The sequence below is a fragment of the Bradyrhizobium jicamae genome (genome assembly GCF_001440395.1).
Lineage (GTDB): Bacteria > Pseudomonadota > Alphaproteobacteria > Rhizobiales > Xanthobacteraceae > Bradyrhizobium > Bradyrhizobium jicamae.
In genome coordinates, this window is sequence record NZ_LLXZ01000218.1 from 52236 (window position 1) to 66291 (window position 14056).

A 14056-nucleotide genomic window follows, 5' to 3' on the forward strand; every position below is an offset into this window, starting at 1 on the left:
GCAGCATCGGCCCTGACACAGACGTTATTGTTTCTGGCAGGCGTTTTGCTTGGCAAAGCAAGCCTCGATTGGCTATACGGCCTGTGAGGTGGGTTGCCGCAAACTGCACCAAGGTTTTGGCGATCCCGATTCGGTGGATCACGTGCCTGCGGCAGCGCCGAATGAATAAAATTGTAGTATTTCGTAGGTTTCACGCCAGCTACCGGCCACCCGGCGGGCTGGCCTCGCGGGGGAGGATACCAGCACATGCGGAGCACGTCGGGAGGTCCCCGCGTCTTGCTGAGACGGCTCCGCGAAACCATGGCGGAGAAGGTCTCGGCCCAGGAGCGCCTGGACAAGATCGTGGTGCTGATCGCGGCCAACATGGTGGCCGAGGTCTGCTCCTGCTACGTGCTGCGCATCGATAACACGCTCGAACTTTACGCTACCGAGGGTCTGAACCGCGACGCAGTGCACCGCACCGTGCTGAACGCGCATGAGGGCCTCGTCGGCCTGGTTTCCAGCGAGGCGAGCCCGCTCAACCTCTCCGATGCGCAGAGCCATCCGGCGTTCTCGTTCCGCCCGGAAACCGGCGAAGAAATCTACCACTCGTTCCTCGGCGTGCCGATCCTGCGAGCCGGCAACACGCTCGGCGTGCTGGTGGTGCAGAACCGCGCCAAGCGCACCTATGTCGAGGAAGAGGTCGAGGCGCTGCAGACCACCGCCATGGTGCTGGCGGAAATGATCGCCTCCGGCGAGCTGGCGGCGCTGGCGCAGCCCGGCGCGGAACCGGCGGCGCGGCATTCGCTGCACAAGACGGGTGCAATCCTCTCCGACGGCATCGCGCTCGGCCATGTCGTGCTGCACGAGCCGCGGGTCGTCATCACCAACTACATCGCCGAGGACCTGCCGAAGGAAATCAAGAAGCTCGACGCGGCGCTGGCCAAGCTGCGCGCCGATCTCGACCGCATGCTGGAGCGCGGCGACGTCGCCGAGGGCGGCGAGCACCGCGAGGTGCTGGAAGCCTACCGCATGTTCGCCAACGACCACGGATGGTCGCACAAGCTGCACGAGGCGGTCGCCACCGGCCTCACCGCCGAAGCCGCCGTCGAACGCGTGCAGTCCGATACCCGCGCCCGCATGCTGCGCTCGACCGACCCTTATCTGCGCGATCGGCTGCACGACCTGGAAGACCTCGGCCACCGCCTGATGCGGCAACTGGTCGGGCAGGACCACGCGCCCTCGCGCGAACAACTTCCCGAAAACGCCATCCTGATCGCGCGTGCGATGGGCCCGGCGGCGCTGCTCGACTACGACCGCAAGCGACTGCGCGGCCTGGTGCTGGAGGAAGGCACCGCCAACTCCCATGTCTCGATCGTGGCGCGCGCACTCGGTATTCCCGCCGTCGGCGAAGTGCCGAACGCGCCCGGCATCGCCGATCCCGGCGACGCCATCATCGTCGACGGCACCTCGGGCTCGATCTATGTCCGCCCCTCGGCCGAGATCGAATCGGCCTACGCCGAGCGGGTGCGGTTCCGCGCCCGCCGCCAGGCACAATATGCCGCGCTGCGCGACATGCCCTGCGTGACCAAGGACGGCCAGGCGGTCGAGCTGATGATCAACGCGGGTCTCGTCATCGACCTGCCGCATATCGACGACACCGGCAGCGCCGGCATCGGCCTGTTCCGCACCGAGTTGCAATTCATGGTCGGCCAGAGCCTGCCGCGCTCGTCCGACCAGCTCGCGCTTTATCGCACCGTGCTGGATGCCGCCGGCACCAAGCCGGTGACGTTCCGCACCCTCGATATCGGCGGCGACAAGGCGCTGCCCTATATGGAGGCCGTGATCGAGGAAAATCCCGCGCTCGGCTGGCGCGCGATCCGGCTCGGCCTCGACCGGCCGGGATTGCTGCGCGGCCAGATTCGCGCGCTGCTGCGGGCCGGCGGCGGCCGCGCGCTGAAGATCATGTTTCCGATGATTTCCGATGTCGCCGAGTTTGACCAGGCCAAGGCCATCGTCGAGCGCGAATTGACCTATCTGCGCCAGCATGGCCACGCGCTGCCGGAACGCATCGACGTCGGCACCATGGTGGAGGTGCCGGCGCTGCTCTATCAGCTCGACGAACTCCTCAAGAAGGTCGACTTCGTTTCGGTCGGGTCGAACGACCTGTTCCAGTTCATGTTCGCGGTCGACCGCGGCAACGCCAAGGTATCCGATCGGTTCGACACCATGTCGGCGCCGATCCTGCGCGCGCTGCGCGACATCGTGCGCAAGGCGCAGGCGGCGAAGAAGATGGCGTCGCTGTGCGGCGAGATGGCCTCGAAGCCGCTCGGCGCGCTGGCGCTGATTGCGCTGGGTTACCGCTCGCTGTCGCTGTCGGCTACCGGCCATGGCCCGGTGAAGGCGATGATTCTCGACCTCGACGCCAAGAAGGCCGAGGCGGTCATGATGCCGCTGCTCGACGCGCCGGCCGGCAGTGTCTCGATTCGGCAGAAGCTGATGGAATTCGCGGAAGCCGAGGGGCTGTCGTTGTAGCGAGGCTCTGGCCCGACAACGCCGCTTTCCCTTTCCGGTCCTTGAGAACAACGCCATGCTACCCGAAGCCAAACTCGATATCCTGCTCGCCCACCACGCCTCGCTCGAGGCCGAGCTGCTGGGCCAGTTGAACTCCGAAAAATACGTCCAGATCACGCGCGAGCTCGCCGAGCTCAATCCGCTGATCGACGCCGTAAAGACCTATCGCACGGCGCGGGCCGAGATTGCCGGCGCAGAATCGCTGCTGGCTGATGCCGCCACCGATCCCGAAATGCGCAGCATGGCCGAAGCCGAACTGGAGACGCTGCAGGCGCGTGTCGCTGACCTCGAGCAGAAGATCCGCGTGGCGCTGCTGCCCAAGGACGCCATGGACGACCGCAACGTGATGCTGGAAATCCGCGCCGGCACCGGCGGCGACGAGGCCTCGCTGTTCGCCGGTGACCTGTTCCGGATGTATGAGCGGTTTGCGGCCTTGCAGGGCTGGAAGGTCGAGGTGATCTCGGCCTCGGAAGGCACCGTCGGCGGTTTCAAGGAAATCATCGCCGAGGTGCAGGGCCGCGGCGCATTTGCAAAACTGAAATTCGAATCCGGCGTGCACCGCGTGCAGCGCGTGCCCGATACCGAAACGCAGGGGCGCATCCACACCTCCGCCGCCACCGTGGCCGTGCTGCCCGAAGTCGAGGATGTCGATGTCGACATCAAGAACGAGGATCTGCGGATCGAGACCATGCGCGCGCAAGGCGCCGGCGGCCAGCACGTCAACAAGACCGAATCGGCGATCCGCATCACCCATATTCCGACCGGCATCGTGGTGATGATGCAGGACAGCCGCTCGCAGCATAAGAACCGCGCTTCCGCGATGAACATCCTGCGCTCGCGCATCTATGACGCCGAGCGCCAGCGCGTCGATGCGGCGCGCTCCGCCGATCGCAAGGAGAAGGTCGGCTCCGGCGACCGCAGCGAGCGCATCCGCACCTATAATTTCCCGCAGGGCCGCGTCACCGACCATCGCATCAACCTGACGCTCTACAAGCTGCCGCAGGTCATTGCAGGCGAATCGCTCGGCGACCTGATCGATGCGCTCACCACCGAGCACCAGGCCGCACAGCTCGCGGCGCAAGGCGCGGCGGCGTGAGCAGCAAACTCACCGTCGAAACCGCGCGGCGCGCGCTCGCAGCACAACTCAAATCCGCCGCCATCGACTCAGCCGAACTCGACGCGCGGCTCTTGACCGGCCACGCGCTCGGCCTCGACCTGACCGGCATCATCACGTCTGCGCAGCGCCAGCTCACGGTGGACGAATCGGCGCGCCTCGAAGGCTTCGCCCGCCGCCGTCTCGCAGGCGAGCCAGTCGCCCGCATTATTGGCCAGAGAGAGTTCTGGGGGCTGCCGCTGCACCTTTCGGCCGCGACGCTGGTGCCGCGGCCCGATACCGAGACCGTGGTCGAACTGGCGCTGGAACTGCTGCGCGCCGGCGGGAACCTCCATCGTCCGTTGCGTATCGCCGATCTCGGCACCGGCTCCGGTGCGATCCTGCTGGCGCTGTTGTCCGAATTGCCGGCGGCGCAAGGATTCGGCACCGACATTTCCGAGGCCGCCCTGCAGACCGCCGCCGCCAACGCGGCGCGCACCGAACTTTCGAATCGCGCGACATTCGTCGCCTGCGACTATGCGAGCGGATTATCCGGCCCGTTCGATCTGATCGTTTCGAATCCGCCCTATATCCGCTCGGCTGACATCGCCGATCTGGACCAGGAGGTCAGGAAGCACGATCCCCTGGCCGCGCTCGATGGCGGCCGCGACGGGCTGGACGCCTACCGCGCGCTGATTCCCCAGGCAGCCGGGTTGCTGGCCCCGGGTGGCGCCCTGATTGTGGAGGCCGGAGAGGGCCAAAGCGGCCCAATCCAGGCGCTGATGGCGGCTGCAGGGTTAATGTGCACAACTGCACCCAAGGCCGATCTGGCGGGCATTCCGCGGGCGGTCGCGGGCCACAAAATGGCCCGATAAAGTCCCCTTGAAACGCAAAAAAACCCCTTGGAATATTCCCCGGGAGCGACTACGTTCCGGCCACAACATCGGACCAGGGTCGCTGGCCCCGTAGTTCATACGGGTGAGGCCAGAGTTCTCGAAACGAGAGCCCGCCGGGTGAAAGGTTCCAAACGCAGGTCGAATCGAGCGCAATAGCTGGAGCTGTGCTGCTCTCGACCGTAAAGCGAACGAAAGCCTGATATTGCGCTTGAAGACTTACGCAACAGCCACTCACGCGAAGCCGTCACGCAAGACGATTAGGCTGGTTTTGGCAGGCTGAATGATTTGGTCCGGCGGGCGAATGTCAGCCGCCGGTTGGGGAACGCGTCTTTGCTGAACGCGATGGTTGGCGAAATCGACGACATGAAACTGAACGGCATCGTGATTCGGTGCGCATAAGCGCGCGCCGGATCGGATCAAGGCTACGACGGCAACTGCATAACTTCAGGGCTGGAATAAAGGCGACACATGAGAAACGGTCAGAACAACAAGCGGATGCGTAACCGGAATAACAACAATAACAACAATAATAATAACCGGCGCGGTCAAAACCCGATGACCCGGGTGTTCGAATCGAACGGACCCGATATCAAGATCCGCGGCACCGCCTCGCACGTCGCCGAAAAATACGTCCAGCTGGCGCGCGACGCGCGCTCGTCCGGCGACCCGGTCGCAGCCGAGAACTACTACCAGCACGCCGAACACTACTTCCGCCTGATTGCCGCCGCCCAGGAGCAGTTCCGGCAGAACCAGCCGCAGCCGCGCATCGACGCCGAGACGCAGCCGACCGAAGACGGCGACGACGAGGGCGAGGGCTTCTCGCATTTCGGCCAGGAGCCGGGCTTCGTGCCGCAGCAGCCGCAGCCTTTCATGCGCGACAACAACCAGCGTGAGCGCGGCGACAACCAGCCCTATCAGCGCGACCAGCAGCAGCCGCGCGAACACCGTGGCGAGCGGGACCGCGACCGCGACCATCGTCAGCAGCCGCAATATCAGCCGCAACAGCCGCAGCCGCAGCCGGTGGTTGCCGATGCCGGCGGCGTCGATCGCCTGCCCTCCTTCATCACCGGCCCGCAGCCGCAGGTGAATGGCACGCCCGGCGGGTATGAAGAGGGCCGCGGCGAGCGTTTCCCGCGCCGTCGCCGCCGGCCGCATGGCCCGCGTCCCGACAGCATGGCCGCCCCTGCCGCGCCGAGCGAAGATTTCAATCCGGGGAACGAGTAGGCATTCGTCTTCGTCGTTTCGTAGGGTGGGCAATGCGCAAGCGTGCCCACCACTCCTCTCGACAAAACCGCTGATAAAATGGTGGGCACGGCGCAAACGCGCCTTTGCCCACCCTACGATTTCTACGACCCCTTCAGCTTGTCTCGCGTCGCCGTCGAGGACGGCACCAATACCGGCTCCAGCGAGGGAATCAGCCGCGTGCGTTCGCGGCCCGCGGGGATCGCGCGATAGACCTGCTTGGTCGCTTCCACGATATGCACGCCGGCGAACGGCAGCGACAGCGCGGCGCCGACGCGCTCCCACGCCATCGCCGAGCGCAGAAACCAGCCATTGCCGACCGGCGGCAGAAACAGCGCTTCGCCCCACGAAGCCGGCGTGAACCAGGTCTGTCGCAGCAATTGCGTGATCTGAGCGCGCGAATAGGGCCGGCCGTGGCCGAACGGCGTAGTGTCGGTGCGCGTCCACACGCCGCGCCGGTTCGGGATGACCGCGATCAGGCGGCCGGACGGCGCCAGCACCCGCCACACCTCGCGCAGCAAACGCTCCGGATCGTCGGACATTTCCAGCGCATGAACCAGCAGGATGCGGTCCACTGCGGCGTCCGGCAGCGGCATTGAAAATTCATCGATCAGGGTCGCCAGGGCGGGGCGCGCCGTCGGCCATTTCAACACGCCCTGCGCCGCCGGCATGAACGCGATGCAGCGTTCGGAATCCTCGCGAAACAGGCCGAGATAGGGCGTAGGGTAGCCGAGCCCGAGTACGCGCTGCCCGGCCGCATCGGGCCAGCGCGCCCGGATACCGCGGTTGATCAACTGCCGTGCCACGATGCCGAGGCGCTGCGAATAGAAATCGCGGAGATCGATGACGTCGATGGTCATGCGCGCAATCTACCACACCGTGTTAGATTGCGGCGCACCGAAATTGGCATTGCCGCGCAAGCGTTAACGCCATATTTCTTTGGGATTAATGGGGCTGAAAGGCATAACACGGAGCGATCATGGCCGCGGAAATTCGCACCTTCACCTGTCTAAGCGACAATTTCGGCTATTTGATCCACGATCCCGCGACCAAGGCCACCGCATCGATCGACGCGCCGGAAGCCGGTCCGATCATCAAGGCGCTGGAGCGCGAAGGTTGGGCGCTGACGGATATTCTGATCACCCATCACCATCACGACCATGTCGGCGGCGTCGCCGAGCTGAAGCAAAAATACAACTGCCGCGTCGTCGCACCACACGACAAGTCCACCAAGATCGCCAATGTCGATCTGCGCACGGCCCATGGCGACGTCCTCAAGGTCGGCAGCCTGCTGGTGCGGGTGCTGGAAACGCCCGGCCATACGCTCGACCACATTTCCTATGTATTCGACGGCGAGAAGGCGGTGTTTGCCGCCGACACGCTGTTCTCGATCGGCTGCGGCCGGGTGTTCGAGGGCACCTACCCCATGATGTGGGATTCGCTGTTGAAGCTGCGTGCGCTGCCGGATGATTTCAAACTCTATTGCGGCCATGAATATACCGCTTCCAACGTCAAGTTCGCGCTGACCGTCGACGGCGACAATCCCGCGCTGCAGGCGCGCGCCGAGGAAGTGACGCGGCTGCGCGCCGAGAACAAGCCGACGATCCCGGTGCTGCTGGGCGAGGAGAAGAAGACCAACGTATTCCTGCGTGCCGACGAGCCGTCGGTGGCCGCCAGGCTGCACATGAAGGGCGCCAGCGCCGTCGAAGTGTTCGGCGAACTTCGCGAACGCAAGAACAAATCCTGATGGCGCTGCCGAAAGAAGCCGCCGACATCATCGCGCGGCTCGACCTCAAGCCGCATCCCGAGGGCGGCCACTATCGCGAGACGTTTCGCGACGAAAGCGTCGATGCCGACGGGCGCTCGCGATCGACGGCGATCTACTTCCTGCTGGCGCGCGGCGAACGCTCGCACTGGCATCGAATCGATGCGGTCGAGACCTGGCACTATTACGCCGGCGCCGCGCTGACACTACGGATCGCGGAAGAGCGCAGCGAGCGCAGCATCAAGCTCGGCGCTGACCTCGCCTCCGGCGAAATGCCGCAAGCGATCGTGCCCGCACATGCGTGGCAGGCAGCCGAGAGCACCGGTGACTGGACGCTGGTCGGCTGCACCGTGGCGCCCGGATTCGAGTTTGCGAAATTCGAGTTGGCGCCGAAAGGCTGGGAGCCGACATCGTAGGGTGGGCAAAGCGCAGCGTGCCCACCATCTATCCTCACCCGCGTCACCAAATGGTGGGCACGCTTCGCTTTGCCTACCCTACTTTCTTTGAACGCATCGGAAATCGGGTGGGCTTCACATACACACGCACATAGTTTCCGGCCTCGCAAACAGAGGAGCGGAAGATGCACGGGACATTCAGCGTGTCACAAGAGATCGAGCCGGCGATTTTCTATTTCGGCACGCCGGTGGTTCTGATCGGCTCGACCAATGAGGACGATTCATTCAACCTCGCGCCGATGTCGTCGGCGTGGTGGGTCGGATGGCGCTGCATGCTGGGATTGGCAACCCATTCGAAGACCACGGAGAACATGATCCGCTCCGGCGAATGCGTGCTCAACCTGCCGTCGGCCGCACTGGTCGACGCAGTCGACCGGCTGGCGCGCACCACTGGTTCTGACCCGGTGCCTTCAGGCAAGATCATGCGCGGCTATCGACATGCGCGTGACAAGTTCGGCCTGTGCGGCCTGACGCCGGCGGCTGGCGAAACGGTGGCGGCGCCCCGCGCGCTGGAATGTCCGGTGCAGATCGAAGCCAAGGTTGCGCAGGTTCATGCCATGGCGGAAGAGGATGCGGTCTGGCGCGGCAACATCACGGCGATCGAAGTGCGCATCACCCGCGTGCATGCGCATCCGGCAATCATGATGGAGGGACAGCCCAACCGCATCGATCCCGACAAGTGGCGGCCGCTGATCATGAGTTTTCAGCAATTCTACGGGCTGACGTCGCAAAAACTGCACCGCTCCGAGCTCGGACAGATTCCGGAAGTTATGTACAAGCCGCCGAGCTGGAAGCCGGCGGACTAGGAACCCGTTTTCGCAGTATGGGTGGAGCGAAGCGATCCCCATCAACCGCGGCATGCCGAAGCATGATGGGTTTCGCTTCGTTCTACCCATCCTACAAGCTTTTTCTCAACACCATGTCCTTTGCCGCGATCAGGCCGCCGCCGGCGATCAGGATCGCGGCGATGGCGATCGTGGCGGTGGCTTGCGCGAAGCCGGCAAGAATCAGGAATGCGGTCGACAGCAATGGCGTCGCATAGGAGGCGGCGCCGAGCACGCGGATGTCGCCGCGCTTCATGCCGATGTCCCAGACAAAGAACGCCGCCCCCACCGGGCCCACGCCGAGCGCGATGATCGCCAGCCACTGCCCGATCGTTTCCGGCCATACCGTAGTCTCGACCATGCCGTGAACGAGCGCGGCAAGCAGCGCGGTGGCGAGACAAAAGCCGGCCACCGCGTCTGTCGGCACTGCCTTGAGCTTGCGCGACATCACCGAATACGCCGCCCATACAAAGGCGGCGACGAAGGCTGCGGCAAGTCCCGGTATCTGGCCGGGCGCAAAACTCGCGCCATTGCCGGCGAACAGCAGCACGGTGCCGGCGAGCCCGAGCAGCGCACCGATGATGTGATGCGGCGCCAGCCGCTCGCCCGGCAGCAGCGAGGAGAACAGCACGATCAACAGCGGCCAGAGATAATTCAACAGCCCGGCTTCCGCCGGCGGCGCGAAGCGCAGCGCCAGGAAGTAAAGCGCGTGATAGCCGAACAGGCCACCGACGCCGACGACCCAGGCGACCACGGGCTGCCTGAGCGCATTGAAGGCGGCCGGCCGGAACAGGAAACTCGCGAACGCTACCAGCGCGCCGATCGCGAACGTCATCGCGGCGAGTTGGAACGCGGGAATTTTTCCGGTCGCCACCGTCAGCACCGACAGCAGCGACCACATCAGGATCGCGGTCAATCCGATCAGGGTGGCGGCACGTGGAGTCATGGGCAGAATTCTTTCGTCGTGGCCGGGCATAGCCGTCCGAAGGACGGCGTCGCTTGCGCTCGCCTATGTCCCGGCCATCCACGTCTTTCTTGTCGACGAAGGTTTTAAAGACGTGGATGCCCGGGACAAGCCCGGGCATGACGACTTTTCATGGCCATTGCAAATCGCAATGGCGGTGCAATCACGGAACAACGATCAGGTCATGTACTGCCCGCCGTTGATCGTCATCGTCGAACCGGTGATGCCGCTCGCCTCATCGGCGGCGAGGAACACCACCGCGCGGGCGATTTCCTCGGGCTCGCCGAGACGATTGACCGGGATCAGCGGCAGGATGCTCTTCTCCAGCACATCCTTTGGCACCGCCTGCACCATCTCGGTGTTGATATAGCCGGGGCAGATCGCGTTCACGGTGACGCCGCCCTTGGCGTTCTCGAGCGCCAGGGCCTTGGTGAAACCGATATCGCCGGCCTTGGCCGCGGAATAGTTGACCTGGCCGAACTGTCCCTTCTGGCCGTTGATCGAGGAGATGTTGATGATGCGGCCGAACTTGCGGGCGCGCATGCCCTCGATCACCGGGCGCGTCATGTTGAACAGCGAGCCGAGATTGGTGTTGATGACGGCGTTCCACTGATCGAGCGTCATCTTGTGGAAGGCGCCGTCCTTGGTGATGCCGGCATTGTTGACGAGCACGTCGACCGGACCGACATCGGCCTCGACCTTCTTGATGCCCTCGGCGCAGGCGTCGAACGAAGAGACGTCCCATTTGTAGACGGGGATACCGGTCTCGGATTTGAATTTCTCGGCGGCAGCGTCGTTGCCGGCATAGCTTGCCGCAACCTTGTAACCTGCGGCCTTCAGCGCCTTGCTGATCGCAGCGCCGATGCCTCGCGTACCTCCCGTAACCAGTGCAACACGTGCCATGTCGTAGTCCTCCTTGGTAAACTCATAGTACGCCGGAATTGTCCCGGTCTTTTGACGAATGTCGGTCTTCCGTTCCTAAAAGCGCTGTTGAACGCTTCAGAGATGAAAATGCCCGGCGCGAGACCGGGCATTTCATCCTTATCAATTCGAGCCGCGGTTACGAGATGATCTTTTCATCATTCAACCGTTCACTCTGCCTTTAGTTCAGTCGCGCGCGACGCACATCGCGATGCCCATGCCGCCGCCGATGCACAAAGTGGCGAGGCCCTTCTTGGCGTCGCGCTTCTGCATTTCATGCAGCAGCGTCACCAGCACGCGCGCGCCGGAGGCGCCCACGGGGTGACCGATCGCGATAGCCCCGCCATTGACGTTGACCTTGCCGGTATCCCAGCCGAGGTCCTTGTTAACCGCACAGGCTTGCGCCGCGAACGCCTCATTGGCCTCGATCAGATCGAGGTCGCCGATGTTCCAGCCGGCCTTCTTCAGCGCGGCGCGGGACGCCGGGATCGGGCCTGAGCCCATGATCTTGGGATCGACGCCGGCCTGGGCCCAGGACACGATGCGGGCCAGCGGCTTCTTGCCTTCCTTGGCCGCCTGCTTGGCGGTCATCAGCACCACGGCGGCGGCCCCGTCATTGATGCCCGACGCGCTGCCGGCAGTGACGGTGCCCTCCTTCTCGAAGGCGGGCTTCAGCTTCGCCATCGCATCCAGCGTTGCGCCATGGCGCGGATATTCGTCGTCGCTGACGATGATATCGCCCTTGCGGGTCTTGATGGTGACGGGGACGATCTCGTCCTTGAACTTGCCGGCCTTCTGCGCGGCCTCGGCCTTGTTCTGCGACTTGACCGCGAACTCGTCCTGTTGCGCGCGGGTGATCTGCCACTGCCGGGCAACGTTCTCGGCGGTGTTACCCATGTGGTAGCCGTTGAAGGCGTCCCACAGGCCGTCCTTGATCATGGTGTCGACCAGCTCCAGGCCGCCCATCTTCACCCCACCGCGCAGATATTGCGCGTGCGGGGCCATGCTCATGGATTCCTGGCCGCCGGCGACCACGATTTCGGAATCGCCGTTGAGCAGCGCCTGATAGCCGAGCGCCACCGTGCGCAGGCCGCTCCCGCAGAGCTGGTTGACGCCCCAGGCCGGGCTCTCCACCGGAATACCGGCTGATATCGAGGCCTGGCGGGCCGGGTTCTGGCCTTGGGCGGCGGTCAGAATCTGGCCCATGATGACTTCGGAGACGCGGCCCGGCTCGATGCCGGCCCGCTCCAGCGCGGCCTTGATGGCGACGGCGCCGAGGTCGTGGGCCGGCATGGTGGCGAATGCGCCGTTGAAGCTGCCGACCGGGGTGCGGGCGGCGCTGACGATGACGACATCGTCTGACATGGACATCTCCTTATGGGTTTTTGGGCTTGAGGTTTCTTGGACGGCGGGCGGGCCGGCTGGCGAGCCTGTCTCTCACCTTATCCTGTTAACCCCGTTGACCCATGTCAATCGGCCGAGGCCTAAATTCCTGTCGCGGCGCATTCAAAATGATCCCGGTCGGGGTTTCCGTAGCAGCGTCCATGCCTTGGAATTAACCGTGCCGCACAAAACGGTAGCCGAGCCGCATTGAAAATGCTTACTTTGCTGCGTTTGCGTTGCTCGTCTGCCCGTCGGCGAAGCTGCCGGGTTCCCCGCTCTCGGTGTCGATGTGTGAGCTTATGGCAAAGTCAGACCAACCTACGACGATCAAGAAGTACGCCAACCGGCGGCTCTATAATACCGGCACCAGCACCTATGTAACGCTCGAGGATCTCGCGGCGATGGTGAAGGAAGGCGAGGATTTTCTCGTCTATGACGCCAAGACCGGTGACGACATTACCCGCCAGGTGCTGGCGCAGATTATTTTCGAACAGGAAAACAAGGCCGGACAAAATCTGTTGCCGACGACTTTCCTGCGCCAGTTGATCCGCTTCTACGGCGACAGCATGCAGATGGTGGTGCCGAAATATCTGGAACAGTCGATCGACACGCTGACGCGCGAGCAGGAAAAATTCCGCCAGCAGCTCACCAACACGTTCAGCGGCACGCCGTTCGCGCCGCTCGAAGAGCATGTCCGCCGCAACATGGAATTGTTTCAGCAGACCTTCTCGATGTTCAAGCCGTTCGTGCCGCCGCGCGGCGGGTCGAACTCGTCCGAACCGGACAAGACACCCGAGCCGGCGCCCGACGAGGACAATATCGACGATCTTCGCCGCCAGATGAAGGACATGCAGGACCGCCTCGAGCGCATGTCGAAAGAGCCGAAGAAGGAAGAGTAGTTCTTTTCGCGCAAACTGAATTTGTGATGGCCGGGCTCGTCCCGGCCATTTTCGTTTGGGCGATTACTCCGGCTTCACCCCGAGATCGCGCAGGATGCGGAGCATCACCTCGCTGTCGCGCTTGAATATCCGGTTCGTCGTTTGGAGATCGGCCGGCGACGACAAGATGAAGTTGGTCAGCATCTTCTGGACCGTGGGATCGGTCCCACCCTGGATCAGCAGCGCCGAAATCTTGTCGACGATATCCTTCGGCGTCGCCGAGGGCACCGCGAAGGCGGTGAAGGCCCGCAGATCGTAGAAGTCGCCGACGGCGCCCTGCTCGGTCATCGTCGGCGTGTCCGGATAGGGCGGCAGGCGGGCACCGACCACGCCGATCAGATTGCCCGTTCCGGCCTGCACGACGGGGGCTGCAGCGGCGTAGCTTCCCGCGGCGCCATCGAGCGTCTGACCCGCGATGTCATTCCACATCGGCGCCTCTCCGCGATACTGGATGACCTGGAACTTGATGCCGTACTGCTTGGCGATCGTCTCGATCAGGACGTGCGGCGTCGAACCGATGCCGTACGAGCCCCAATTGATGCTGCCGGCCTTCTTTGCGTATTCGACGAACTCCTTGAGATTCGTCGCGCCGGTTTTCTTGGCCGCGACAACAGGACCACCGGCGCCGCTGACCATGGTCAGATAGATGAAATCCTTTTCGGGATCGTAGGGCAGATCCTTCACCGTCACGCGGTTCTGGATCAGCGACGAGGAGATCGTGCACAGGATCGTGGTGCCATCGGGATCGGCGCGTTTCGCTTCCGTCACACCGATGGTGCCGCCGGCGCCCGCCTTGTTCTCGACGATGACGGTCTTGTTGATCTGCCGCGCCAGATAGTCACCGAAGGCGCGCGCGATGCCGTCGGTCTGGCCGCCGGCCGGATACGGCACGACGATGCGAACCGTTTTGGCCGGCCACGCCGTCTGGGCCTGCGCGATCACGGCGGGAGCGCACATCAGGGCCGCCGATCCAGTCACGAACGTTCGCCGCGTCAGCATCGTCATTTTCCTGCCCTTGGTGC

13 protein-coding genes are annotated in these 14056 nt (G+C 64.0%); 8 read left to right on the forward strand and 5 right to left on the reverse strand.

The features are described from left to right. Window positions 1–246: 246 nt before the first annotated feature. The 4 genes from ptsP (at window position 247) to CQ12_RS38500 (ending at window position 5766) form a co-directional block, all read left to right on the forward strand. On the forward strand, window positions 247–2514 hold the full coding sequence (gene ptsP / locus CQ12_RS38485; protein ID WP_057840437.1) for a phosphoenolpyruvate--protein phosphotransferase: 2268 nt from the start codon (window positions 247–249) through the stop codon (window positions 2512–2514). A gap of 55 nt (window positions 2515–2569) precedes the next feature. Further along, window positions 2570–3649 carry a peptide chain release factor 1 gene (prfA, locus tag CQ12_RS38490; RefSeq protein WP_057840438.1) on the forward strand — a complete coding sequence of 360 codons (1080 nt, stop codon included), beginning with the start codon at window positions 2570–2572 and terminating at the stop codon, window positions 3647–3649. Then, a complete protein-coding gene (gene prmC, locus CQ12_RS38495) occupies window positions 3646–4521 on the forward strand; it encodes a peptide chain release factor N(5)-glutamine methyltransferase (RefSeq protein WP_057840439.1) in 876 nt (291 codons plus the stop codon). The genes prfA and prmC overlap by 4 nt, the downstream gene beginning before the upstream one ends. 489 nt (window positions 4522–5010) lie before the next feature. Beyond that, the gene (locus CQ12_RS38500) at window positions 5011–5766 is read left to right on the forward strand and encodes a DUF4167 domain-containing protein (RefSeq protein WP_057840440.1); all 756 of its coding nucleotides are present in this window, start codon (window positions 5011–5013) and stop codon (window positions 5764–5766) included. 122 nt (window positions 5767–5888) lie between these two features. Here CQ12_RS38500 and CQ12_RS38505 read toward each other — a convergent pair whose 3' ends face one another. After that, complete coding sequence (locus tag CQ12_RS38505) at window positions 5889–6644, reverse strand: methyltransferase domain-containing protein (protein ID WP_157088743.1); 756 nt, start codon at window positions 6642–6644, stop codon at window positions 5889–5891. A gap of 119 nt (window positions 6645–6763) precedes the next feature. Here CQ12_RS38505 and gloB point away from each other — a divergent pair, with 119 nt between their 5' ends. From gloB to CQ12_RS38520, 3 genes are all read left to right on the forward strand, one after another. Then, window positions 6764–7531: a hydroxyacylglutathione hydrolase gene (gene gloB / locus CQ12_RS38510; protein WP_057840441.1), complete on the forward strand. Its 768-nt coding sequence runs from the start codon at window positions 6764–6766 to the stop codon at window positions 7529–7531. Then, entirely contained in the window at window positions 7531–7965 is a 435-nt protein-coding gene (locus tag CQ12_RS38515) for a cupin domain-containing protein (protein ID WP_430642305.1), read from the forward strand. The genes gloB and CQ12_RS38515 overlap by 1 nt, the downstream gene beginning before the upstream one ends. A 164-nt stretch (window positions 7966–8129) precedes the next feature. After that, a complete protein-coding gene (locus CQ12_RS38520; RefSeq protein WP_057840442.1) occupies window positions 8130–8810 on the forward strand; it encodes a flavin reductase family protein in 681 nt (226 codons plus the stop codon). 91 nt (window positions 8811–8901) lie between these two features. Here CQ12_RS38520 and yddG read toward each other — a convergent pair whose 3' ends face one another. From yddG to CQ12_RS38535, 3 genes are all read right to left on the reverse strand, one after another. Next, window positions 8902–9774 (reverse strand): aromatic amino acid exporter YddG, encoded by an 873-nt coding sequence (yddG, locus tag CQ12_RS38525; protein WP_057840443.1) that lies wholly within the window; start codon window positions 9772–9774, stop codon window positions 8902–8904. 195 nt (window positions 9775–9969) lie between these two features. Beyond that, a complete protein-coding gene (gene phbB, locus CQ12_RS38530) occupies window positions 9970–10695 on the reverse strand; it encodes an acetoacetyl-CoA reductase (RefSeq protein ID WP_057840444.1) in 726 nt (241 codons plus the stop codon). A 204-nt stretch (window positions 10696–10899) separates the two neighbouring features. Beyond that, entirely contained in the window at window positions 10900–12078 is a 1179-nt protein-coding gene (locus tag CQ12_RS38535; RefSeq protein ID WP_057840445.1) for an acetyl-CoA C-acetyltransferase, read from the reverse strand. 317 nt (window positions 12079–12395) lie between these two features. Between CQ12_RS38535 and phaR the strand changes: the two genes are divergently transcribed. Next, the gene (phaR, locus tag CQ12_RS38540) at window positions 12396–12995 is read left to right on the forward strand and encodes a polyhydroxyalkanoate synthesis repressor PhaR (protein WP_057840446.1); all 600 of its coding nucleotides are present in this window, start codon (window positions 12396–12398) and stop codon (window positions 12993–12995) included. Window positions 12996–13058: 63 nt separating this feature from the next. Here phaR and CQ12_RS38545 read toward each other — a convergent pair whose 3' ends face one another. Continuing rightward, the gene (locus CQ12_RS38545; protein WP_198164387.1) at window positions 13059–14033 is read right to left on the reverse strand and encodes a Bug family tripartite tricarboxylate transporter substrate binding protein; all 975 of its coding nucleotides are present in this window, start codon (window positions 14031–14033) and stop codon (window positions 13059–13061) included. Window positions 14034–14056 lie beyond the last annotated feature (23 nt).